This is a genomic window from Pseudomonas sp. B21-059, from assembly GCF_026016285.1.
Lineage (GTDB): Bacteria > Pseudomonadota > Gammaproteobacteria > Pseudomonadales > Pseudomonadaceae > Aquipseudomonas > Aquipseudomonas danubii.
The window spans coordinates 1,001,842-1,021,894 of the sequence record NZ_CP087201.1; the positions used below are offsets into that span (position 1 = coordinate 1,001,842).

Sequence of the window (20,053 nt, forward strand, 5' to 3'; positions counted from 1 at the left end):
AGGGTTGGGCAAAATTCGTACAAGTCAGATTGATTTGATTCTCAATATCATTTAATAATGAAAATCATTATTCAATGAGCCCAGGTCATGAGTTCTGCCTTGCACGAGCAGCCCTACCTCGAAAGCTGGCGCTGGATGAGTCGCCAGATCCGTTGCGCACTGGAACCGGACGAACCACGTCTGATTGAGCATTACCTCGCCGAGGGCCGCTACTTGGCCTGCTGCACCGCGATGTCGGCCTGGACCGTCGCTGAAACCTCCTTCCGTTTGTTGATCGATACCGCTACCGATACTGCGCTGCCCTGGCACTGGCGCAGCCTGTGCCTGGATCAGGCCTGGCGGCCATTGCGTGACATGGAGCGGTTGTCTTTGTGCAAGTGCCGGCTCAAGCGCTGGCAAAGCCATGCCTGGCAACTGGCGACCTGTTCGCTGCTGCCTTCCATTCCTCTGATTGAACTGGTGCAAGGATTTCCCGATGAGTAATACCCGTATCGAACGCGACAGCATGGGCGAACTGCAGGTCCCTGAGCAGGCCTTGTATGGCGCGCAGACTCAGCGCGCGGTGGATAACTTTCCCATCAGCGGGCAACGTATGCCGGCAGCCTTCATTCGTGCCCTGATTCTGGCCAAGGCTGCAGCGGCCGAGGCCAACGTCGAGCTTGGGCAGCTCAGCGCGTCCCAGGGCAAGGCCATTGTCGATGCCGCCCAGGGGCTGTTGGAAGGCGACTACATGCAGCACTTTCCGGTGGACATCTTCCAGACCGGCTCCGGTACCAGTTCCAACATGAACGCCAACGAAGTGCTGGCGACCCTGGCCAGCCGCCTGTTGGGCGAGCCGGTCAACCCCAATGACCACGTCAACTGTGGCCAGAGCAGCAACGACATCATTCCCACCACCATTCACGTCAGCGCAGCCCTGACCCTGCATGAGCAACTGCTGCCGGCACTGGTGCATCTGGTGGAGGTCATTGAGCGCAAGGCGGTGCAGGTGCATCCCTTCATCAAGACCGGTCGTACCCACCTGATGGATGCCATGCCGGTGCGAATGAGCCAGGTGCTGGACGGTTGGGCGCAGCAGCTCAAGGCCAATATCGCTCACTTGCAGGACCTGCTACCGAGCCTGCAGGCCCTGGCTCAGGGCGGCACCGCCGTGGGTACTGGAATCAACGCTCACCCCGAGTTCGCTGCGCGCTTCAGCCGGCAGTTGAGCAAGCTGACCCAGGTGCAGTTCACCCCGGGCAAGAACCTGTTCGCCCTGATCGGCTCACAGGACACGGCGGTCACGGTGTCCGGCCAGCTCAAGGCCACTGCGGTGTCGTTGATGAAGATCGCCAACGACCTGCGCTGGATGAACTCCGGTCCACTGGCGGGGCTTGGCGAGATCGAGCTGGAGGGGCTGCAGCCGGGCTCGTCGATCATGCCGGGCAAGGTCAATCCGGTGATTCCGGAAGCCGTGGCGATGGTCGCGGCCCAAGTCATTGGTAACGACAGCACCATCACCGTGGCCGGGCAATCGGGCAACTTCGAGCTCAACGTGATGCTGCCGATCATTGCCCAGAACCTGCTCGGCAGTATTGAACTGCTGGCCAACTCCAGTCGCCTGTTGGCGGACAAGGCCATTGCCAGCTTCAAGGTCAACGAGCCCAAGCTCAAGGAAGCACTGTCACGCAACCCGATCCTGGTGACTGCTCTGAACCCGATCATCGGGTATCAGAAGGCCGCTGAAATTGCCAAGACTGCCTACAGGCAAGGTCGCCCGGTGATCGACGTGGCACTTGAACTCACTGATCTGCCACGCAGCCAACTTGAGGTCCTGCTGGACCCGGAAAAACTCACCGCAGGCGGCGTGTAACTCCCAACACCGCTTTGGAGGCTCACCATGGAGCACTGGAAACGCACGATCGAAAGGGCCAATCGCCTCTTTATGCAGGGCGAACTGGTGGATGCTCGCGAGTTCTACCTGCAGGCACTGGCCTTGGCTCAGGTGTTGTTCGAGCGCTGGGGGGATGCCGACGAGGCGGTGGCAGCCTGTGTGATTTCCCATCACAACCTGGCGGACCTGCATTTGCGCCTGAACCAGCCGGAGGAGAGCGCAGAGTACCTCTGCGCGATCCACCAGCGCCTGCTGCAGACCATGCAGGACAGCCGCCTCAGCCCTGCCTTGCGCGAAGCGGCTTTGCGCCAGAGCAGCAAGACCTACGTCGAACTGTTGAATTTCATCGGTGATCACGGTGAGTACCCCCGTACTCATCGTTTGCTGGACAGCAACGTCGCGGGCCTGTCAGCCGACAGCCCGCTAGCCGACAGCCCCTCTTACGGAGCCCATTGATATGTCCTTTACCTTGCCTGCACTGCCTTATGCCTATGACGCGCTGGAACCGCACATCGATGCGCAGACCATGGAGATTCACTACAGCAAGCACCACCAGACCTACATAAACAATCTCAATGCCGCTGTAGAAGGCACTGAATGGGCGGGCTGGGAAGTCGAAAAACTGGTGGCCAGCGTCCAGCAACTGCCGGAAAAACTTCGGGCCGCGGTGATCAACCAAGGGGGTGGTCACGCCAACCATTCGCTGTTCTGGGCGGTCATGACCCCGGCCGGCGGCGGTAAGCCCGAGGGTGCCCTGGCTCAGGCAATCGAGCAGCAACTGGGTGGTTTCGAGCGCTTCAAGGAGGCGTTCACCAAGGCTGCGCTGACCCGTTTCGGCAGTGGCTGGGCCTGGCTCAGCGTGACTCCGGAGAAAAAGCTGCTGGTGGAAAGCAGCGGTAACCAGGACAGCCCGCTGATGAATGGCAACACGCCGATTCTCGGTCTGGACGTGTGGGAGCACGCCTACTACCTGCGTTATCAGAACCGTCGGCCGGAATACATCAATGCGTTCTACAACGTGATCAATTGGCCGGAAGTCGCTCAACGCTATCAGGCCGCGATGGCCTGATACCTCCATTCATAACAAGACCTAAGGCCGACTATGGGCACTGAAACACTGGCGATCAGCAGCGGACGGATGTTTCGTTATGCCTTCGGTTCGCTGTTGCTGTTGGCGGGTACCGCGTTGCTGGTGGCTCAAGGGCTGAGCTGGCTGGATCTGGAACCAAGGTTGTTGCGCGCCTTGCAGGGTGGCTCGATCTGCGCGTTGGGCACGGCGCTGGGGGCGGTCCCGGTGCTGGTGATCCGCAGAATGCCGATGGCCGTGAGCGATACGTTGCTGGGTTTTGGCGCTGGGGTGATGCTGGCGGCGACGGCGTTTTCGCTGATCGTTCCCGGTATTGCCGCTGCTCAAGACTTGGGCTTGTCTGCCTGGGGCTCCAGTGGCCTGGTTTGCGCCGGCATCATGCTGGGGGCTTTTGGCTTGTTCCTGGTGGATCGCAAGGTGTCGGGAGCCAGCCCCGAAGTGCTGGTAGGTACGGCGGAGCATCCGGTGATTGCGCCACGCATCTGGCTGTTTGTCTTTGCCATCATTGCCCACAACATTCCGGAAGGCATGGCGGTGGGGGTGTCGGCAGGGGGCGGCATGGCGGATGCGGACAGCTTGGCCATGGGGATTGCCCTGCAGGATGTACCGGAGGGGCTGGTGATCGCTCTGGTGCTGGCGGGGGCGGGGATGTCGCGGGTCAGGGCATTTCTGATTGGCGCCGCTTCAGGCTTGGTGGAGCCGGTCTTTGCCTTGCTCTGTGCCTGGTTGGTCAGTCTGGCGCAGGTGCTGCTGCCGCTGGGGTTGGCCTTGGCGGCGGGAGCCATGTTGCTGGTGGTGACTCACGAAGTCATTCCCGAGTCCCGCCGCAATGGTCACGAAAAGCTCGCCAGCCTCGGATTGTGCATCGGCTTTTGCCTGATGATGGTGATGGACACGGCGCTTGCCTGAGGGCCGTTTGGCGAGTGGCCCGCAGGGGCTTACTCGCCCTCGTCGAAGTAGTTGTTGATCAATGCCACCAGCGCATTCAGCGCTTCCTGTTCTTGCTCGCCTTCGGTCTTCAGATGGATCTTGGTGCCCTTGCCTGCGGCGAGCATCATCATGGCCATGATGCTTTTGCCGTCCACCATTGACTCCGGGCTCCTGCCGGCGCGGATCTGGCAGGGGAACTGTCCCGCTACACCGACGAATTTGGCTGAGGCGCGGGCGTGCAAACCCAGTTTGTTGATGATCTCGATTTCCAGAGCTGGCATCGCGGGGTAGATCCTTTCAGCTAAGGTCGCGGTGGCGAACCTGGACGTTCTTCAGGGTTTTTTGCAACACCTTGCCCAGGCGCTCGGTCAGGTACACGGAGCGGTGATGTCCGCCGGTGCAGCCAATGGCAATGGTCACGTAGGCGCGGTTGCTGGCAGCGAAGCGTGGCAGCCACTTGAGCAGATAGCTTTCGATGTCCTGGAACATTTCTTCGACATCGGGCTGTGCGGCCAGGTATTCGGCCACGGGAGCGTCCAGACCGGATTGGGCGCGCAGTTCGGGCTTCCAGTACGGATTGGGCAGGCAGCGCACGTCAAACACCAGATCGGCGTCCACCGGCATGCCGCGCTTGAAACCGAAAGACTCCACCAGGAACGCAGTCCCGGGTTCGGGTTGGTTCAGCAGGCGCAGCTTGATGGTGTCCCGCAATTGGTAGAGGTTCAGATTGGTGGTGTTGACCTTGAGGTCGGCCAGATCGACGATCGGCCCCAGCAGTTGAGTCTCATCGTGGATGGCTTCAGCCAGCGAGCGATTGGCACTGCTCAGCGGGTGGCGCCGTCGGGTTTCCGAGAAGCGCTTGAGCAGGGTTTCCTCATCGGCGTCCAGATAGAGCACGTCGCACTGGATATGCCGGCTGCGCACTTCTTCCAGCAACTCGGGGAAGCGCGACAGATGGCTGGGTAGGTTTCGGGCGTCGATGGAAACCGCTACCAGAGGTTGTGCCAGTTCCGTGTGAATCAAAGCGCGCTCGGCCAGCTCGGGCAGCAAGCCGGCGGGAAGGTTGTCGATGCAGTAGTAGCCGTGGTCCTCAAGAACATCGAGGGCGGTGCTTTTACCTGAGCCGGAGCGGCCGCTGACAATGATCAAGCGCATGGTTACTGACCGTTTTGCTCGTCCAGGACAACCTGATACAAGGCTTCATTGCTGGTGGCACTGCGCAGCCGGTCACGGACTTCCTTGCGATCGAGCATGCTGGCGATCTGCCGGAGCAGTTCCAGGTGTGCGTCGGTGGCGGCTTCCGGAACCAGGAGGACGAACAGCAGATCCACGGGTGCACCGTCGATGGCGTCGAAATCGATCGGAGCGTCCAGGTGCATCAGCGCACTGATAGGCGACTCGCAGCCTTTGAGGCGGCAGTGGGGAATGGCGATGCCGTTGCCAAAACCGGTGGAACCGAGTTTTTCACGGGCGATCAGGCTCTCGAAGACATCCTGCATCTCCAGATCAGGCACTTCGCGGCTGATCAGGTTGGCAATTTGTTCGAGGGCGCGTTTTTTACTGCCGCCCGGCACGTTCACCAGGGAACGGCCGGGGGTCAGGATGCTTTCAAGTCGGATCATGGGAGGGGAGTGTTAGCGACCCGTGCCTTGGAGAAGGTGGAGTTGCTTTTCCTTATGCTTTTTCAGTTGGCGGTCAAGCTTGTCCGTGAGCAGGTCGATTGCGGCATACATATCGTCATGTTCTGCATTGGCGACGACCTCCCCACCGTGGATGTGCAGGGTGGCTTCGATTTTCTGTTTCAGCTTCTCGACAGCCATGGTGACCTGCACATTGGTAATCTTGTCGAAGTGCCGCTCCAGCCGGTCGAGTTTCTCGCCGATGTAAGCGCGCAGAGGTTCAGTCACTTCGAGTTGGTGTCCACTGATGTTGACTTGCATACAGCTTCTCCTTCGTTGCCAGTGCATAACGCGACAGGCTGGGTTGCCTGCCACCTAGACCGCGTTTGAAACCGACTTTCGGCCTGTTTCAAACACACTCTGAAACGCTGTGGCCAGCCCGGCGGCTACATCAACCGCTTCCGTTCGCTGGAAGGCGCGATCCCAAGGGATTCGCGGTACTTGGCGACGGTACGACGGGCTACCTGAATGCCTTGTGCCTCCAGTAAACCAGCGATCTTGCTGTCACTCAACGGCTTTTTCTGATTTTCCGCAGCCACCAGTTTTTTGATGATCGCGCGGATCGCCGTGGACGAGCATTCGCCGCCTTCGGAGGTGCTGACGTGGCTGGAGAAAAAGTATTTCAGTTCATATATGCCCCGGGGGGTATGCATGAATTTTTGCGTGGTTACACGGGAAATGGTCGATTCGTGCATGCCCACAGCTTCAGCGATGTCATGCAGAACCAGAGGTTTCATGGCTTCGTCGCCGTACTCCAGGAAGCCTCGTTGGTGCTCGACGATCTGAGTGGCGACTTTCATCAGGGTTTCGTTACGGCTCTGCAGGCTCTTGATGAACCAGCGAGCTTCCTGCAACTGATTGCGCATGAAGGTGTTGTCGGCACTGGTGTCGGCGCGGCGAACAAAGCCGGCGTACTGTGCGTTGACCCGCAGGCGTGGCACTGATTCCTGATTCAGCTCCACCAGCCAGCGCTCGTTGTCCTTGCGCACGATGACGTCCGGGACCACGTATTCGGCTTCGCTGGATTCGATCTGTGAGCCCGGGCGCGGGTTGAGGCTTTGCACCAGTTCGATGACCTGGCGCAGCTCGTCTTCCTTGAGCTTCATGCGGCGCATCAGCTGGCTGTAGTCGCGACTACCCAGGAGGTCGATGTAGTCACTGACCAGGCGCTGGGCTTCGCTCAGCCAGGGAGTTTTCGCTGGCAGTTGGCGCAGTTGCAGCAGCAGGCATTCACCCAGGTTGCGGGCGCCGATGCCGGCCGGCTCGAATTGCTGGATGCGGTGCAGGACGGCTTCGATCTCGTCCAGCTCGATGTCCAACTCCGGATCGAAGGCCTCGAGAATCTCTTCAAGGGTTTCGTCCAGGTAACCCTGATTGTTGATGCAATCGATCAGGGTCACGGCGATCAGGCGGTCGGTATCCGACATTGGCGCCAGGTTCAGTTGCCAGAGCAGGTGGCTTTGCAGGCTCTCGCCGGCCGATGTGCGAGTGGTGAAGTCCCATTCATCGTCATCGCTGCTGGGCAGGCTGCTGGCGCTGGTCTGGTAGACGTCTTCCCACGCGGTGTCCACCGGTAGCTCGTTGGGGATGCGTTCGTTCCATTCGCCTTCCTCGAGGTTATCCACCGTGGGGGCGGTTTCCTGGTAGGAGGGTTCCTGAATCTCGGTGTTGGGTTTGGACTCGGTGTTGTCGGCCAAGGGGTCGCTGTTGTCGAAGTCTTCGCCATCTTCCTGGCGTTCGAGCATCGGGTTGGACTCCAGGGCCTCCTGGATTTCCTGTTGCAGGTCCAGGGTCGACAATTGGAGCAGGCGGATGGCCTGTTGCAGCTGCGGTGTCATCGTCAGCTGCTGGCCCATTCTCAGGACTAGCGATGGTTTCATGGCAGGGGCTTAACACCTTATTTGCCGGCGCACATGCGCCATCCACTACAGGGCGCCGGAGCGCCAAACATAAGCAAATTATATGCCTGAAACTGAAGTGTTTGCCTAGAGCGCTGTAACAATAAAATCAGTAGGGATTTATTGTTCCTGGCGCTCTGGCATCTAGCCCGACACCTCAGCCTTTACAGGCGGAACTCATGGCCCAGGTAGACTTCCTTGACCAATTCGTTGGCCAGGATGGTCTCGGAGTCGCCTTCGGCAATCAGTTGCCCGTCATTGACGATATAGGCGGTTTCACAGATGTCCAGGGTTTCGCGGACATTGTGGTCGGTGATCAGCACCCCGATGCCCTTGGCCTTCAGGTGGTGGATGATCTGCTTGATATCGCCGACCGAGATCGGGTCCACGCCGGCGAAGGGTTCGTCCAGCAGGATGAACTTGGGCGCGGTGGCCAGGGCGCGGGCGATTTCCACGCGACGGCGCTCACCACCGGACAGGCTCATGCCGAGGTTGTCGCGGATATGGTTGATGTGGAACTCCTGCAGCAGGCTTTCCAGTTCCTGGCGACGGCCGGCCTTGTCGAGTTCCTTGCGGGTCTCGAGGATGGCCATGATGTTGTCGGCCACCGACAGCTTGCGGAAGATCGAGGCTTCCTGTGGCAGGTAGCCGATGCCGGCGCGGGCGCGACCGTGCATCGGTTGGTGGCTGACATCCAGGTCGTCGATCAGGACGCGGCCCTGATCGGCCTGGACCAGGCCGACGATCATGTAGAAACAGGTGGTCTTGCCGGCGCCGTTGGGGCCGAGCAGGCCGACGATCTGGCCGCTGTCGATGGACAGGCTGACATCACGCACGACCTGACGGCTCTTGTAGCTCTTGGCCAGGTGCTGAGCTTTCAGAGTTGCCATTACTGGGCCTTTTGCTCGTCGGTTTTCTTTTTCGGCTGGATGACCATGTCGATCCGCGGACGTGGCGCGGTGACCGAGCTGCCATTGGCGCGACCGGCGTTAGCCACTTGCTTGACGGTGTCGTAGACGATCTTCTCGCCTTCGGTGGTGTTGCCGTCGTTGATGACCTTGGCTTTGTCGATCAGCACGATGCGATTCTGCTGAGCGTGGTACTGGATGGTCACAGCGTAGGCCTGAACCGGTTTCGGGTCGGTCTGCTTCTGCAGCTGCTCGAAGTAGGCGAGGTTGCCCACCGACGTCACTACGTCGATTTCGCCGCTCTGGGCTCGGGTGATGGTCACGGTGTTGCCAGTGATCTTCATCGAACCCTGGGTGATGATCACATCGCCCTTGTAGGTGGCTACGCCGTTCTTATCGTCCAACTGGGCGTCGTCGGCCTGGATGCGGATTGGCTGTTGGCTATCGTTCGGCAGAGCCCAGGCGCTCACGCTTCCCAGTGCTGCGCCCAGACTGAGCAAAATAGGGAGGGTTTTAACGAGCCTCATACTGTCCTCTTACGTTCGATAGCAGGTTCATCCTGCCGTCTTTCAAATACGCTTTCATTCCCTTGGCCGTAGTCACGCCGCCGGCGCCGTCGATTCTAACGGCTTGCTCGGTCTGCGCATATTGCTTCTGCGGGAATACTGTCATGCGGCTGGTGGTGATCAGCAGGTTGCGGTTGCGCTCATCAGTGCGGGAAACCCGTACCGAATCGATCAGCTCGACCTCGGTGCCGTCCGGATTGACTTCGCCGCGCTCGCTCTGGACGTGCCAGGGGAAAGTGGTGCCGCGGTACATCTGCAGGTCCGGCTTGGTCAGCAGCGTCACTTCGCTGGCCTTGACGTGCTCCACTTTGTCCGAGGTCATTTCGTACTGCAGCTTGCCGTCAGGCAGGTACTGCACGCTGCGAGCGTTGATCACGTAATAGTCGATGGCGTTGTCGTCGACCTGCACTACCGGCTTGTCGAGGAAGCGCTCAGGGCTGATGTTCCAGTAACCGACCGCGGCGAACAGCAGGGCGATGATCCCGAATATCAGGATGTTGCGAATCTTTTTACTCAGCATGGGAGGGCTCTATAAATAAGCGGCGTTGGCTGCTTCAAGGCGGTCCTGGGCTTGCAGGATCAGCTCGCAGAACTCCCGGGCAGCGCCTTCGCCACCGCGGGCTACAGTGATGCCATGGGCGTGTTCGCGGACAAAGCCGGCTGCGTTGGCCACCGCCATGCCCAGGCCGACACGGCGGATCACCGGCAGGTCGGGCAGGTCGTCGCCCAGATAGGCGACCTGTTCATAGCTTAGGCCCAGTTGGGCAAGAAGTTCGTCCAGCACCACCAGCTTGTCTTCACGACCCTGGTAGAGGTGGGGAATCCCCAGGTTCTTGGCCCGGCGCTCCACCACAGGGGTCTTGCGCCCGCTGATGATCGCCGTCTGCACCCCGGCGGCCATGAGCATCTTGATGCCTTGGCCGTCGAGGGTATTGAACGTCTTGAACTCGCTGCCGTCCTCAAGGAAGTACAGGCGACCGTCGGTCAGTACGCCGTCGACGTCGAAAACCGCCAGCTTGATGTTTTTACCGCGTTGCAGCAGGTCGGCACTCATTACATCACTCCCGCGCGCAGCAGATCGTGCATGTTCAAGGCGCCGATCGGCCGGTCTTCCTTGTCCACCACCACCAGGGCGCTGATTTTATGGTCTTCCATGATCTTCAGGGCTTCGGCTGCCAGCATATCGGCGCGTGCCGTCTTGCCGTGAGGGGTCATGACCGAGTCGATGGTGGCGTGATGAATATCGATGGCGCGATCCAGGGTGCGGCGCAAGTCGCCGTCGGTGAAGATCCCGGCCAGGCGGCCATCGGCCTCCAGGATCACGGTCATGCCCAGGCCCTTGCGGGTCATCTCCATGAGCGCGTCCTTGAGCAGGGTGCCCCTTTGCACGTGCGGCAACTCGGTGCCTTCATGCATCACATTCTCCACCTTGAGCAGCAGACGGCGGCCCAGGGCGCCTCCGGGATGGGAGAAAGCGAAGTCTTCGGCGGTGAACCCGCGAGCTTCCAGCAGGGCCACGGCCAGGGCATCGCCCATGACCAGGGCGGCAGTGGTCGAGGAGGTCGGCGCCAGGTTCAGCGGGCAGGCCTCGTGTTCGACATGCACATTGAGGTTGACGTCGGCGGCCTTGGCCAGCGGCGAGTCAGGGTTGCCGGTCAGGCTGATCAACTGGATGCCCAGGCGCTTGATCAAGGGCAGCAGGGTGACGATTTCGTTGGTGGAGCCGGAGTTGGAGAGGGCCAGGATCACGTCGTCGCGAGTGATCATGCCCATGTCGCCATGACTGGCTTCAGCCGGGTGGACAAAGAAAGCCGTGGTGCCGGTGCTGGCCAGGGTGGCGGCGATCTTGTTGCCGACGTGCCCGGACTTGCCCATGCCGACCACTACCACGCGGCCTTTACTGGCCAGAATCATCTCGCAAGCGCGCACGAAATCTGCATCGATATGGGGCAGCAAGCCTTCTACGGCCTGAAGTTCGAGGCGGATGGTGCGTTGTGCTGATTGAATCAGGTCGCTGGATTGGCTCATGTCTGAAATCGTATAGCCCGATGAAAAGGCGGCGATTATAGCGGTAATGAACAAATCCCTCACGCAAGTTCGTCAGCCTTTATCTGGCCGGTATTAGGATTCCTCCGATTTTGCCTGTCTTGGACCTGAACGTTCACGGCTTCGGCCTTGGGGGCTCCGTATCAGCAGTGATATAGTTCGCCGCCAGTTCGGCCTGCCCAGGGGCACGTACTCCCGGCAGGGAGCCAAGCGTCCGAGTGATAGGCTGCATCGCAAGGAGTTTAGATGAGTGCCGATAACGCCTACGCGGTCGAGCTGAAGGGACTGTCCTTCAAGCGCGGTACGCGCAGCATTTTCAATAACGTGGATATCCGTATTCCGCGGGGCAAGGTCACCGGCATCATGGGGCCTTCAGGCTGCGGAAAAACCACCCTGTTGCGCTTGATGGGCATGCAATTGCGGCCCAGCAGCGGCGAAGTGTGGGTCAACGGCCAGAATCTGCCGACCCTCTCGCGCAGCGATCTGTTCGATGCACGCAAGCAAATGGGCGTTCTGTTCCAGAGCGGCGCGCTGTTCACCGACCTGGACGTGTTCGAGAACGTGGCCTTTCCGCTGCGGGTACATACCGAGCTGCCGGACGAAATGATTCGTGACATCGTGCTGCTCAAGCTACAGGCGGTGGGCCTGCGCGGTGCCGTCGACCTGATGCCCGACGAGCTGTCCGGCGGCATGAAGCGTCGGGTCGCCCTGGCCCGGGCCATCGCCCTGGACCCGCAGATTCTCATGTACGACGAGCCTTTCGTGGGCCAGGACCCGATTGCCATGGGCGTCCTGGTGCGCTTGATTCGCCTGCTCAACGATGCCCTGGGCATTACCAGCATCGTGGTGTCCCACGATCTTGCGGAAACCGCGAGCATTGCCGATTACCTCTATGTGGTCGGCGATGGCCAGGTATTGGGGCAGGGAACTCCTGACGAACTGATGGACTCCGACAATCCGCGTATCCGTCAATTCATGAAGGGCGATCCCGACGGCCCGGTGCCGTTTCACTTTCCAGCGACGGATTACCGCGCAGATCTTCTGGGGAAGCGCTGATGCGCAAAATATCGCTAATCGAGAGGGTTCGCCTCTTCGGTCGCTCAGGCATCGATGTCCTGGCGGTACTGGGGCGCTCCACGCTGTTTCTGTTTCATGCGTTGCTGGGGCGCGGCGGCATTGGCGGCAGCTTTGGCCTGCTGGTCAAGCAACTGCATTCGGTGGGCGTGATGTCCCTGGTGATCATCGTCGTGTCCGGGATCTTCATCGGCATGGTGCTGGCGCTGCAGGGCTTCAACATTCTGTCCAGCTACGGTTCGGAGCAGGCCGTCGGGCAAATGGTTGCCCTGACCTTGCTGCGGGAGTTGGGCCCGGTGGTGACTGCGTTGCTGTTCGCCGGTCGTGCCGGGTCGGCGCTGACCGCGGAAATCGGCAACATGAAGTCCACCGAGCAACTCTCCAGCCTGGAGATGATCGGGGTCGATCCACTCAAGTACATCATTGCGCCGCGCCTGTGGGCCGGCTTCATTTCCCTGCCGTTGCTGGCGATGATTTTCAGCGTGGTGGGAATCTGGGGCGGTTCCTGGGTGGCTGTCGACTGGCTGGGCGTCTATGACGGTTCCTACTGGGCGAACATGCAGAACAGCGTGACCTTCACCGGTGACGTGCTCAACGGTGTGATCAAAAGTATTGTTTTTGCGTTTGTAGTGACCTGGATCGCCGTATTCCAAGGCTACGACTGTGAGCCCACTTCAGAAGGGATCAGCCGTGCCACTACCAAGACCGTGGTGTATGCCTCGTTGGCCGTACTCGGCTTGGACTTTATTCTGACCGCCTTGATGTTTGGAGATTTCTGATGCAAAACCGCACCCTGGAAATCGGTGTCGGCCTTTTTCTGCTGGCCGGCATCCTGGCTTTGCTGTTGCTTGCCCTGCGGGTCAGTGGCTTGTCTCCGACTGCGAGCACCGATACCTATAAACTTTACGCCTACTTCGACAATATCGCCGGTTTGACGGTCAGAGCTAAGGTGACCATGGCCGGTGTGACCATCGGCAAGGTTACAGCGATCGATCTGGACCGTGACAGCTTCACCGGCCGGGTGACGATGCAACTGGAAAAGCGTGTGGATAATCTGCCGACCGACTCCACTGCATCTATCCTGACGGCTGGCCTGTTGGGTGAGAAGTACATCGGTATCAGCGTGGGCGGGGAAGAAGCCTTGCTCAAGGATGGTGGAACCATCCACGACACCCAGTCGTCGCTGGTGCTGGAGGACCTGATCGGTAAATTCCTGCTCAATACCGTTAGCAAAGACGCCAAATGAGGAGTTTTTCGATGATCTCTATCTTGCGACGTGGCTTGTTGGTCCTGCTGGCGGCCCTGCCGTTGCTGGCCAATGCGGCAAGCACGCCTTCCGCGCATGATCTGGTGCAGGACACGACCACCCGTCTGCTGGCGGATCTGGCGGCCAATAAAGAGAAGTACAAGCAAAGCCCGAACGACTTCTACAACGCCTTGAACGGTATTGTCGGTCCGGTGGTGGACGCCGATGGCATCTCCCGCAGCATCATGACCGTGAAGTATTCGCGCAAGGCCACCCCGGAGCAGATGGCGCGCTTCCAGGAAAACTTCAAGCGCAGCCTGATGCAGTTCTATGGCAATGCCTTGCTGGAGTACAACAACCAGGGCATCACTGTTTCTCCGGCCAAGGATGAAAGCGGTACCCGTACCAGCGTGGATATGCAGGTCAAAGGCAACAACGGCGCGATCTACCCGGTGTCCTACACCCTGGAGAAGATCAACGACGAGTGGAAGGTGCGCAACGTGATTATCAACGGCATCAATATCGGCAAGCTGTTCCGTGATCAGTTCGCCGATGCCATGCAGCGTAACGGCAACAACCTGGACAAGACCATCGACGGCTGGGCCGGCGAAGTGGCCAAGGCCAAGGAAGTGACCGAAGACGCCGCAGATAAGGTTGCGCAATGAGCGAGTCCGCCGTACGCCTCGGGGACGCCGGGGAGTTGCTGATCAGCGGTGTGCTGGATTACCGCAGCGGTCCGGGTCTGCGCAAGCAGGGTCAGGCATTGATCAAGTCCAGCGCCGCTGCGGCGTTGGTGCTGGATTGCTCGGCGGTGGAAAAGTCCAGCAGTGTCGGCCTGGCCCTGCTGCTGGCCTTCATGCGAGATGCCCAGGACCTGGGCAAGGCAGTGAGTGTTCGTGCCTTGCCCGAAGACATGCGAGAAATTGCCGAAGTATCCGGGGTCACCGAGATCCTTCTCCATCCGTAGTAACCCACATCTATATAGAAGCCCCCCGTCAGAGTCCTGCTATGCGGGGTTCGCAGGCGCGGGGCTTTTTTGTATGATGTCCGACCCGCGCGCACAGGGCGCCGATTGAGGTTGAGCATGCAGGCCAACGAAGTGAAGAGCTTTCTTGAGGGAAAGCTGCCCGGAGCTCAGGTAGAAGTTGAGGGCGAAGGCTGCAACTTTCAGCTGAACGTGATTAGCGACGAACTGTCGGCCTTGAGCCCGGTGAAGCGTCAGCAGAGCATCTATGCCCATTTGAATCCATGGATTGCCGATGGCAGCATCCACGCGATCACTATGAAATTTTTCAGCCGCGCGGCCTGGGCCGAGCGCACCTGAGCCCAAGGGCGTCGAGACTGTTATGGATAAATTGATTATTACCGGCGGCGTTCGCCTTGATGGCGAGATCCGCATTTCCGGGGCCAAGAACTCCGCGCTGCCGATTCTGGCAGCAACCCTGCTGTGCGATGGCCCGGTCACCGTGGCCAACCTCCCGCACCTGCACGACATCACCACCATGATCGAACTGTTCGGTCGCATGGGCATCGAGCCGGTGATCGACGAGAAACTGAGCGTCGAAATCGATCCACGCACCATCAAGACCCTGGTGGCGCCGTACGAGCTGGTGAAAACCATGCGCGCCTCGATCCTGGTCCTGGGCCCGATGGTTGCCCGTTTCGGCGAAGCCGAAGTGGCCCTGCCAGGCGGTTGCGCCATCGGTTCGCGTCCAGTGGACCTGCACATTCGCGGCCTGGAAGCCATGGGCGCGGTGATCGATGTCGAGGGCGGCTACATCAAGGCCAAGGCGCCTGAAGGCGGCCTGCGCGGTGCCAACTTCTTCTTCGATACCGTGAGTGTGACCGGTACCGAGAACATCATGATGGCCGCTGCCCTGGCCAAGGGCCGCAGCGTGCTGCAGAACGCCGCCCGCGAACCTGAAGTCGTCGACCTGGCGAACTTCCTGATCGCCATGGGTGCGAAGATTTCCGGTGCTGGCACCGACACCATCACCATCGATGGCGTCGAGCGTCTGCATTCGGCGATCTACAAAGTGATGCCTGACCGTATCGAAACCGGTACCTACCTGGTGGCCGCAGCCGTCACCGGCGGCCGGGTCAAGGTCAAGGACACCGATCCGACCATCCTTGAAGCCGTTCTGGAAAAACTCAAGGAAGCGGGCGCCGAAGTCACCACCGGCAGCGACTGGATCGAGCTGAACATGCATGGCAAGCGCCCCAAGGCGGTCAACGTGCGTACTGCTCCGTACCCGGCGTTCCCGACCGACATGCAAGCGCAGTTCATTTCCCTGAACGCGATTGCCGAAGGCACGGGCGCGGTCATCGAGACCATCTTCGAAAACCGCTTCATGCACGTGTACGAGCTGCACCGCATGGGCGCCAAGATCCAGGTCGAAGGCAACACCGCGATCGTTACCGGCACCGAGATCCTCAAGGGCGCGCCAGTCATGGCCACCGACCTGCGGGCCTCGGCCAGCCTGGTGATCTCGGCCCTGATGGCCGAAGGCGACACCCTGATCGACCGCATCTACCACATCGACCGTGGTTACGAGTGCATCGAAGAGAAGCTGCAGATGCTCGGCGCCAAGATCCGCCGCGTACCGGGCTAGTTGCATGACGGGCACAGGGAGGTGCCCAACGCTGAATCAGTTCCACGTCGAGCCTGTCTTCAGGCTCGACGCATGTCTGGCGCCGTTTGCGTCCGGGCATCAGTCGCCGCATAAGGACTTACGTTACTCATGTTGACCATCGCACTGTCCAAGGGCCGTATCCTCGACGACACGCTGCCGCTTCTGGCTGAAGCGGGCATCGTGCCAACCGAGAATCCGGACAAGAGCCGCAAACTGATCATCCCCACGACCCAGGACGACGTTCGCCTGCTGATCGTGCGTGCCACTGACGTACCGACCTATGTCGAGCATGGCGCCGCCGACCTCGGGGTGGCCGGCAAGGACGTCCTGATGGAGTACTCCGGCCAGGGCCTGTACGAACCGCTGGACCTGCAGATTGCCCAGTGCAAGCTGATGACCGCCGGTGCGATTGGCGCCGTCGAACCCAAGGGGCGCCTGCGCGTGGCCACCAAGTTCGTCAACGTCGCCAAGCGTTATTACGCCGAGCAGGGCCGTCAGGTCGACATCATCAAGCTCTACGGCTCGATGGAACTGGCGCCGCTGATCGGTCTGGCGGACAAGATCATCGACGTGGTCGACACCGGCAACACCCTGCGGGCCAACGGTCTGGAACCCCAGGAACTGATCGCCACCATCAGCTCCCGCCTGGTGGTCAACAAGGCATCGATGAAGATGCAGCACGCCCGTATCCAGGCGTTGATCGATACCCTGCGCAAGGCAGTGGAATCGCGACACCGCGGCTGATTCACATGCGTGGCCTTGAGCCGCGCCCATCTATCCGCGTCATAGCCAGAATGCTCAGGTGCCCACGCGGATGGCTTGGTAGTCTTGCGGCGCCTGAGCTTTGCAAATCCAAGCTTGCCCTTTTGTGCACTCGCCAATCATTGAGGCCTTCGCTATGACCGCTCCGACTGCAATTCGCCGACTCAACGCTGCCGACCCGGATTTCGCCCGTCATCTGGATCATCTGCTGAGCTGGGAAAGTGTCTCTGACGATTCGGTCAATCAGCGGGTGCTGGACATCATCAAGGCCGTGCGCGAGCGCGGCGATGCGGCGCTGGTGGAGTTCACCCAGCGTTTCGACGGCCTGCAAGTGGCCTCCATGGCCGACCTGATCCTGCCGCGCGAGCGCCTGGAACTGGCCCTGACCCGAATCACCGTGGCCCAGCGCGAAGCCCTGGAAAAGGCCGCGGCGCGGGTGCGCAGCTACCACGAGAAGCAGAAACAGGACTCCTGGAGCTACACCGAAGCCGACGGCACGGTGCTGGGCCAGAAGGTTACGCCGCTGGACCGCGCCGGCTTGTATGTACCGGGGGGCAAGGCGTCTTACCCGTCATCGGTGCTGATGAACGCGATCCCGGCCAAGGTGGCGGGCGTGACCGAGGTGGTGATGGTGGTGCCGACCCCCCGTGGTGAAGTCAACGAGCTGGTACTGGCCGCTGCCTGCATCGCCGGGGTTGACCGGGTGTTCACCATCGGTGGCGCCCAGGCCGTGGCCGCGCTGGCCTACGGCACCGAAAGCGTGCCCCAGGTGGACAAGGTGGTCGGCCCAGGCAACATCTATGTGGCCACCGCCAAGCGCCACGTGTTTGGCCAGGTCGGGATCGACATGATCGCCGGTCCTTCGGAGATCCTCGTGGTCTGTGACGGCCAGACCGATCCGGACTGGATCGCCATGGACCTGTTTTCCCAGGCTGAGCACGACGAAGACGCCCAGGCAATCCTGGTCAGCCCGGACGCCGAGTTCCTCGACAAGGTGGCGGCGAGCATCGCCAAGCTGCTGCCGACCATGGAGCGCGCAGAAATCATCAACACCTCGATCAACGGCCGTGGCGCGCTGATCCAGGTTCGCGACATGCAGCAAGCCATGGACGTGGCCAACCGCATTGCCCCCGAGCACCTGGAGTTGTCGGTGGCCGACCCGCAAGCCTGGCTGCCGCAGATCCGCCACGCCGGGGCGATCTTCATGGGCCGTCACACCTCCGAGGCGCTGGGCGATTACTGCGCCGGGCCGAACCACGTGCTGCCGACGTCCGGTACTGCGCGTTTCTCCTCACCGCTGGGGGTGTATGACTTCCAGAAACGCTCGTCGATCATTTTCTGCTCCGAGCAGGGCGCGTCCGAGCTGGGGCGGACCGCCTCGGTGCTGGCCCGTGGCGAGTCGCTGACCGCCCACGCCCGCAGCGCCGAATACCGCATCGTCGACGACCAAGATCAGGGGCAATGAACATGAGCAAATTCTGGAGTCCGTTCGTCAAGAACCTGGTGCCCTACGTGCCGGGCGAACAACCCAAGCTGACCAAGCTGGTCAAGCTCAACACCAACGAAAACCCCTATGGCCCGTCGCCCAAGGCCCTGGCGGCGATGCAGGCCGAGCTCAATGACAACCTGCGCCTGTATCCCGACCCCAACAGCGACCTGCTCAAGCAGGCGGTGGCCCGCTATTACGGGGTGCAGGGCAATCAGGTATTCCTCGGCAACGGTTCCGACGAAGTCCTGGCGCACATTTTCCATGGCCTGCTGCAGCAGGATAAGCCGCTGCTGTTCCCGGACATCAGCTACAGCTTCTACCCGGTGTACTGCGGTCTATACGGCATCGACTACCAGGCGGTGCCCCTGGATGAACAGTTCCAGATCCGTGTGGCCGACTACGCCCAGCCCAACGGCGGGATCATCTTCCCCAACCCGAATGCGCCCACCGGCTGCTTGCTGACCCTGGACGCGGTGGAGCAGATCCTCCAGGCCAGCCCGGATTCGGTGGTGGTCGTGGACGAAGCCTATATCGACTTCGGTGGCCAGACTGCCATCAGTCTGGTGGACCGCTACCCCAACCTGCTGGTGACCCAGACTCTGTCCAAGTCGCGCTCTCTGGCCGGCCTGCGGGTGGGCCTGGCGGTGGGGCATCCGGACCTGATCGAGGCCCTGGAGCGGATCAAGAACAGCTTCAACTCCTACCCTCTGGATCGCCTGGCCATTGTGGGGGCAGCGGCGGCCTTCGAGGACCGCGAGTACTTTGCCAAGACCTGCCAGCGGGTGATCGACAGTCGTGAGTGGGTGGTGGCGCAGTTGGAGGCCAAGGGTTTTGAAGTATTGCCGTCGGCGGCCAACTTCATCTTTGCCCGCCACCCCCAGCACGACGCAGCCGGCCTGGCGGCCAAGCTGCGTGAGCAAGGGGTGATAGTGCGTCACTTCAAGCAGGAACGGATCGCCCAATTCCTGCGCATCAGCATCGGCACGCCGGAGCAGAACCAGGCGCTGATCGACGGATTGGTGCAGCTTTAAGCCGCAAGCTGCAAGTTAGAAGCCCAGAGCCAATGCTTGGAGCCTCTCGCTTGCAGCTACAAGCTTGCCGCTTGTAGCTGCAGCCCCCGGCTGCTCTCACTCGTGGTGCGGCTCGCCGAGGAAGGTCAGGGAGCTGAACAGGCCGCGTGAAGCCACATCCGGGTCGTCCTTGAGCGGCACTTCAAGCTCTGCGGCAATCACGTTCAAGCCTTCATTTCTCACCAACACTTGAGCGCGTCCCTGGGCATCGGTTTCGGTGCTCAGGGTGCTCGGTGCATTGCGGTAATCGCCGATCAACTTGACCCCAGCCACGGGCTGCCCATCCAGCAGGACCCGCACCGGCAGGCTGTTGCCCTGGCCCACGGTCAGCGGGTCGACTTCCGGCAGGATCAGCAGCTTGAGCTGTTCCAGCTTGGGCAGCTTCGCCCCCGCTTGATAGATCGCCAGGCTGTACTTGAAGGTGTGGGTCGAGGCGATGGCCCCCGGGACTTTGCTGCGCCCCTGGTTGACCCAGCGTTTGTCCGCCGTTTGCGACCACGGACCGTTGTCCAGCGCCACGGCCAGCACCGCCGGTGGCTTGAGTGGTTGCAGGCGCGCGTGGTCGGCCAGGCGTTGCACGCTCACCGGAATCATTCTGGCTGCGGCGTCGTAGGCCCAGGCACCACTGACCTTCTTGGCCTTGAAGGCGTCGTCTTCGGCGCCGTGGCCGTAGATCACTTCGATATTGCCGCGGCGCTGTTCGGTCCACAGACCGTGGGCCGAGGCCTGGGTTGTACCCAGGGTGGCGAGCAGGCCCAGCAGGGCGATTGATTTGAGGTTGTGCATGGCGAT

At 60.8% G+C, this 20,053-nt stretch carries 26 protein-coding genes; 15 read left to right on the forward strand and 11 right to left on the reverse strand.

Translation table 11 applies throughout. The features are described 5' to 3' along the window. Nucleotides 1-87: 87 nt before the first annotated feature. Genes LOY69_RS04450 through LOY69_RS04470 form a run of 5 tightly spaced genes read left to right on the forward strand, consistent with a single transcriptional unit; the run spans nt 88 to nt 3,869 of the window. Entirely contained in the window at nt 88-483 is a 396-nt protein-coding gene (locus tag LOY69_RS04450) for a FagA protein (RefSeq protein WP_102861146.1), read from the forward strand. Further along, nucleotides 476-1,852 carry a class II fumarate hydratase gene (locus LOY69_RS04455; protein WP_102878373.1) on the forward strand — a complete coding sequence of 459 codons (1,377 nt, stop codon included), beginning with the start codon at nt 476-478 and terminating at the stop codon, nt 1,850-1,852. The genes LOY69_RS04450 and LOY69_RS04455 overlap by 8 nt, the downstream gene beginning before the upstream one ends. Before the next feature lie 27 nt (nt 1,853-1,879). Then, nucleotides 1,880-2,329 carry a hypothetical protein gene (locus tag LOY69_RS04460; protein WP_102861148.1) on the forward strand — a complete coding sequence of 150 codons (450 nt, stop codon included), beginning with the start codon at nt 1,880-1,882 and terminating at the stop codon, nt 2,327-2,329. A gap of 1 nt (nt 2,330) precedes the next feature. Next, complete coding sequence (locus LOY69_RS04465; RefSeq protein WP_102861149.1) at nt 2,331-2,942, forward strand: superoxide dismutase; 612 nt, start codon at nt 2,331-2,333, stop codon at nt 2,940-2,942. A gap of 33 nt (nt 2,943-2,975) precedes the next feature. Further along, the gene (locus LOY69_RS04470; RefSeq protein ID WP_102878375.1) at nt 2,976-3,869 is read left to right on the forward strand and encodes a ZIP family metal transporter; all 894 of its coding nucleotides are present in this window, start codon (nt 2,976-2,978) and stop codon (nt 3,867-3,869) included. A 29-nt stretch (nt 3,870-3,898) separates the two neighbouring features. Here the strand turns inward: LOY69_RS04470 and LOY69_RS04475 are convergent, their stop codons facing one another. The 10 genes from LOY69_RS04475 to LOY69_RS04520 all read right to left on the reverse strand — a co-directional run bounded on the left by LOY69_RS04475 (nt 3,899) and on the right by LOY69_RS04520 (nt 10,969). Continuing rightward, entirely contained in the window at nt 3,899-4,171 is a 273-nt protein-coding gene (locus LOY69_RS04475) for an HPr family phosphocarrier protein (RefSeq protein WP_041115979.1), read from the reverse strand. Nucleotides 4,172-4,187: 16 nt separating this feature from the next. Next, nucleotides 4,188-5,045 carry an RNase adapter RapZ gene (rapZ, locus tag LOY69_RS04480; protein ID WP_016966640.1) on the reverse strand — a complete coding sequence of 286 codons (858 nt, stop codon included), beginning with the start codon at nt 5,043-5,045 and terminating at the stop codon, nt 4,188-4,190. A 2-nt stretch (nt 5,046-5,047) separates the two neighbouring features. After that, nucleotides 5,048-5,512: a PTS IIA-like nitrogen regulatory protein PtsN gene (gene ptsN / locus LOY69_RS04485; RefSeq protein WP_011059267.1), complete on the reverse strand. Its 465-nt coding sequence runs from the start codon at nt 5,510-5,512 to the stop codon at nt 5,048-5,050. Between the two features lie 12 nt (nt 5,513-5,524). After that, nucleotides 5,525-5,830, reverse strand: coding sequence for a ribosome hibernation-promoting factor, HPF/YfiA family (hpf, locus tag LOY69_RS04490; RefSeq protein WP_016966642.1), 306 nt, complete (start codon nt 5,828-5,830; stop codon nt 5,525-5,527). A 125-nt stretch (nt 5,831-5,955) separates the two neighbouring features. Next, nucleotides 5,956-7,449 (reverse strand): RNA polymerase factor sigma-54, encoded by a 1,494-nt coding sequence (locus tag LOY69_RS04495; protein ID WP_102861151.1) that lies wholly within the window; start codon nt 7,447-7,449, stop codon nt 5,956-5,958. Between the two features lie 182 nt (nt 7,450-7,631). Beyond that, a complete protein-coding gene (gene lptB / locus LOY69_RS04500) occupies nt 7,632-8,357 on the reverse strand; it encodes an LPS export ABC transporter ATP-binding protein (protein WP_011059270.1) in 726 nt (241 codons plus the stop codon). Next, nucleotides 8,357-8,902: a lipopolysaccharide transport periplasmic protein LptA gene (lptA, locus tag LOY69_RS04505; RefSeq protein ID WP_102861152.1), complete on the reverse strand. Its 546-nt coding sequence runs from the start codon at nt 8,900-8,902 to the stop codon at nt 8,357-8,359. Before lptA ends, lptB begins: the two co-directional genes overlap by 1 nt. Further along, entirely contained in the window at nt 8,889-9,461 is a 573-nt protein-coding gene (gene lptC / locus LOY69_RS04510) for an LPS export ABC transporter periplasmic protein LptC (RefSeq protein WP_102861153.1), read from the reverse strand. Before lptC ends, lptA begins: the two co-directional genes overlap by 14 nt. 9 nt (nt 9,462-9,470) lie before the next feature. Further along, nucleotides 9,471-9,995 carry a KdsC family phosphatase gene (locus LOY69_RS04515; RefSeq protein ID WP_102861154.1) on the reverse strand — a complete coding sequence of 175 codons (525 nt, stop codon included), beginning with the start codon at nt 9,993-9,995 and terminating at the stop codon, nt 9,471-9,473. Continuing rightward, on the reverse strand, nt 9,995-10,969 hold the full coding sequence (locus tag LOY69_RS04520) for a KpsF/GutQ family sugar-phosphate isomerase (RefSeq protein WP_102878376.1): 975 nt from the start codon (nt 10,967-10,969) through the stop codon (nt 9,995-9,997). The genes LOY69_RS04515 and LOY69_RS04520 overlap by 1 nt, the downstream gene beginning before the upstream one ends. Before the next feature lie 264 nt (nt 10,970-11,233). Between LOY69_RS04520 and LOY69_RS04525 the strand changes: the two genes are divergently transcribed. The 10 genes from LOY69_RS04525 to hisC all read left to right on the forward strand — a co-directional run bounded on the left by LOY69_RS04525 (nt 11,234) and on the right by hisC (nt 19,222). After that, nucleotides 11,234-12,043, forward strand: coding sequence for an ATP-binding cassette domain-containing protein (locus LOY69_RS04525; RefSeq protein WP_102861156.1), 810 nt, complete (start codon nt 11,234-11,236; stop codon nt 12,041-12,043). Next, complete coding sequence (gene mlaE / locus LOY69_RS04530) at nt 12,043-12,840, forward strand: lipid asymmetry maintenance ABC transporter permease subunit MlaE (RefSeq protein WP_102861157.1); 798 nt, start codon at nt 12,043-12,045, stop codon at nt 12,838-12,840. The genes LOY69_RS04525 and mlaE overlap by 1 nt, the downstream gene beginning before the upstream one ends. Next, nucleotides 12,840-13,307 (forward strand): outer membrane lipid asymmetry maintenance protein MlaD, encoded by a 468-nt coding sequence (gene mlaD / locus LOY69_RS04535; RefSeq protein WP_011059277.1) that lies wholly within the window; start codon nt 12,840-12,842, stop codon nt 13,305-13,307. The genes mlaE and mlaD overlap by 1 nt, the downstream gene beginning before the upstream one ends. A gap of 11 nt (nt 13,308-13,318) precedes the next feature. Beyond that, the gene (locus LOY69_RS04540) at nt 13,319-13,972 is read left to right on the forward strand and encodes a phospholipid-binding protein MlaC (RefSeq protein WP_102861158.1); all 654 of its coding nucleotides are present in this window, start codon (nt 13,319-13,321) and stop codon (nt 13,970-13,972) included. Further along, complete coding sequence (locus LOY69_RS04545; RefSeq protein WP_110653375.1) at nt 13,969-14,274, forward strand: lipid asymmetry maintenance protein MlaB; 306 nt, start codon at nt 13,969-13,971, stop codon at nt 14,272-14,274. The genes LOY69_RS04540 and LOY69_RS04545 overlap by 4 nt, the downstream gene beginning before the upstream one ends. 117 nt (nt 14,275-14,391) lie before the next feature. Next, the gene (locus LOY69_RS04550) at nt 14,392-14,631 is read left to right on the forward strand and encodes a BolA family protein (RefSeq protein ID WP_011059280.1); all 240 of its coding nucleotides are present in this window, start codon (nt 14,392-14,394) and stop codon (nt 14,629-14,631) included. Nucleotides 14,632-14,653: 22 nt separating this feature from the next. Continuing rightward, the gene (murA, locus tag LOY69_RS04555; RefSeq protein WP_102861160.1) at nt 14,654-15,919 is read left to right on the forward strand and encodes a UDP-N-acetylglucosamine 1-carboxyvinyltransferase; all 1,266 of its coding nucleotides are present in this window, start codon (nt 14,654-14,656) and stop codon (nt 15,917-15,919) included. 129 nt (nt 15,920-16,048) lie between these two features. Next, nucleotides 16,049-16,684 (forward strand): ATP phosphoribosyltransferase, encoded by a 636-nt coding sequence (gene hisG / locus LOY69_RS04560; RefSeq protein WP_016968619.1) that lies wholly within the window; start codon nt 16,049-16,051, stop codon nt 16,682-16,684. 154 nt (nt 16,685-16,838) lie between these two features. Next, nucleotides 16,839-18,167 carry a histidinol dehydrogenase gene (hisD, locus tag LOY69_RS04565; protein ID WP_047283941.1) on the forward strand — a complete coding sequence of 443 codons (1,329 nt, stop codon included), beginning with the start codon at nt 16,839-16,841 and terminating at the stop codon, nt 18,165-18,167. Nucleotides 18,168-18,169: 2 nt separating this feature from the next. Continuing rightward, the gene (gene hisC, locus LOY69_RS04570; protein ID WP_265074180.1) at nt 18,170-19,222 is read left to right on the forward strand and encodes a histidinol-phosphate transaminase; all 1,053 of its coding nucleotides are present in this window, start codon (nt 18,170-18,172) and stop codon (nt 19,220-19,222) included. Nucleotides 19,223-19,318: 96 nt separating this feature from the next. Here the strand turns inward: hisC and LOY69_RS04575 are convergent, their stop codons facing one another. Then, nucleotides 19,319-20,047 carry a DUF4198 domain-containing protein gene (locus tag LOY69_RS04575; RefSeq protein ID WP_213664740.1) on the reverse strand — a complete coding sequence of 243 codons (729 nt, stop codon included), beginning with the start codon at nt 20,045-20,047 and terminating at the stop codon, nt 19,319-19,321. Between the last annotated feature and the right edge of the window lie 6 nt (nt 20,048-20,053).

What these genes read in the sequence shown, in the direction of transcription:
- lptC (WP_102861153.1), bottom strand. Translation starts at nt 9,461, where the DNA reads ATGCTGAGTAAAAAGATTCGCAACATCCTGATATTCGGGATCATCGCC.
- LOY69_RS04495 (WP_102861151.1), bottom strand. Translation starts at nt 7,449, where the DNA reads ATGAAACCATCGCTAGTCCTGAGAATGGGCCAGCAGCTGACGATGACA.
- hisC (WP_265074180.1), top strand. Translation starts at nt 18,170, where the DNA reads ATGAGCAAATTCTGGAGTCCGTTCGTCAAGAACCTGGTGCCCTACGTG.
- LOY69_RS04460 (WP_102861148.1), top strand. Translation starts at nt 1,880, where the DNA reads ATGGAGCACTGGAAACGCACGATCGAAAGGGCCAATCGCCTCTTTATG.
- LOY69_RS04475 (WP_041115979.1), bottom strand. Translation starts at nt 4,171, where the DNA reads ATGCCAGCTCTGGAAATCGAGATCATCAACAAACTGGGTTTGCACGCC.
- lptA (WP_102861152.1), bottom strand. Translation starts at nt 8,902, where the DNA reads ATGAGGCTCGTTAAAACCCTCCCTATTTTGCTCAGTCTGGGCGCAGCA.
- lptB (WP_011059270.1), bottom strand. Translation starts at nt 8,357, where the DNA reads ATGGCAACTCTGAAAGCTCAGCACCTGGCCAAGAGCTACAAGAGCCGT.
- LOY69_RS04470 (WP_102878375.1), top strand. Translation starts at nt 2,976, where the DNA reads ATGGGCACTGAAACACTGGCGATCAGCAGCGGACGGATGTTTCGTTAT.
- LOY69_RS04575 (WP_213664740.1), bottom strand. Translation starts at nt 20,047, where the DNA reads ATGCACAACCTCAAATCAATCGCCCTGCTGGGCCTGCTCGCCACCCTG.
- LOY69_RS04450 (WP_102861146.1), top strand. Translation starts at nt 88, where the DNA reads ATGAGTTCTGCCTTGCACGAGCAGCCCTACCTCGAAAGCTGGCGCTGG.
- mlaE (WP_102861157.1), top strand. Translation starts at nt 12,043, where the DNA reads ATGCGCAAAATATCGCTAATCGAGAGGGTTCGCCTCTTCGGTCGCTCA.
- LOY69_RS04520 (WP_102878376.1), bottom strand. Translation starts at nt 10,969, where the DNA reads ATGAGCCAATCCAGCGACCTGATTCAATCAGCACAACGCACCATCCGC.
- ptsN (WP_011059267.1), bottom strand. Translation starts at nt 5,512, where the DNA reads ATGATCCGACTTGAAAGCATCCTGACCCCCGGCCGTTCCCTGGTGAAC.
- LOY69_RS04465 (WP_102861149.1), top strand. Translation starts at nt 2,331, where the DNA reads ATGTCCTTTACCTTGCCTGCACTGCCTTATGCCTATGACGCGCTGGAA.
- rapZ (WP_016966640.1), bottom strand. Translation starts at nt 5,045, where the DNA reads ATGCGCTTGATCATTGTCAGCGGCCGCTCCGGCTCAGGTAAAAGCACC.
- LOY69_RS04525 (WP_102861156.1), top strand. Translation starts at nt 11,234, where the DNA reads ATGAGTGCCGATAACGCCTACGCGGTCGAGCTGAAGGGACTGTCCTTC.
- LOY69_RS04550 (WP_011059280.1), top strand. Translation starts at nt 14,392, where the DNA reads ATGCAGGCCAACGAAGTGAAGAGCTTTCTTGAGGGAAAGCTGCCCGGA.
- hpf (WP_016966642.1), bottom strand. Translation starts at nt 5,830, where the DNA reads ATGCAAGTCAACATCAGTGGACACCAACTCGAAGTGACTGAACCTCTG.
- hisD (WP_047283941.1), top strand. Translation starts at nt 16,839, where the DNA reads ATGACCGCTCCGACTGCAATTCGCCGACTCAACGCTGCCGACCCGGAT.
- LOY69_RS04545 (WP_110653375.1), top strand. Translation starts at nt 13,969, where the DNA reads ATGAGCGAGTCCGCCGTACGCCTCGGGGACGCCGGGGAGTTGCTGATC.
- LOY69_RS04515 (WP_102861154.1), bottom strand. Translation starts at nt 9,995, where the DNA reads ATGAGTGCCGACCTGCTGCAACGCGGTAAAAACATCAAGCTGGCGGTT.
- murA (WP_102861160.1), top strand. Translation starts at nt 14,654, where the DNA reads ATGGATAAATTGATTATTACCGGCGGCGTTCGCCTTGATGGCGAGATC.
- mlaD (WP_011059277.1), top strand. Translation starts at nt 12,840, where the DNA reads ATGCAAAACCGCACCCTGGAAATCGGTGTCGGCCTTTTTCTGCTGGCC.
- LOY69_RS04455 (WP_102878373.1), top strand. Translation starts at nt 476, where the DNA reads ATGAGTAATACCCGTATCGAACGCGACAGCATGGGCGAACTGCAGGTC.
- LOY69_RS04540 (WP_102861158.1), top strand. Translation starts at nt 13,319, where the DNA reads ATGATCTCTATCTTGCGACGTGGCTTGTTGGTCCTGCTGGCGGCCCTG.
- hisG (WP_016968619.1), top strand. Translation starts at nt 16,049, where the DNA reads ATGTTGACCATCGCACTGTCCAAGGGCCGTATCCTCGACGACACGCTG.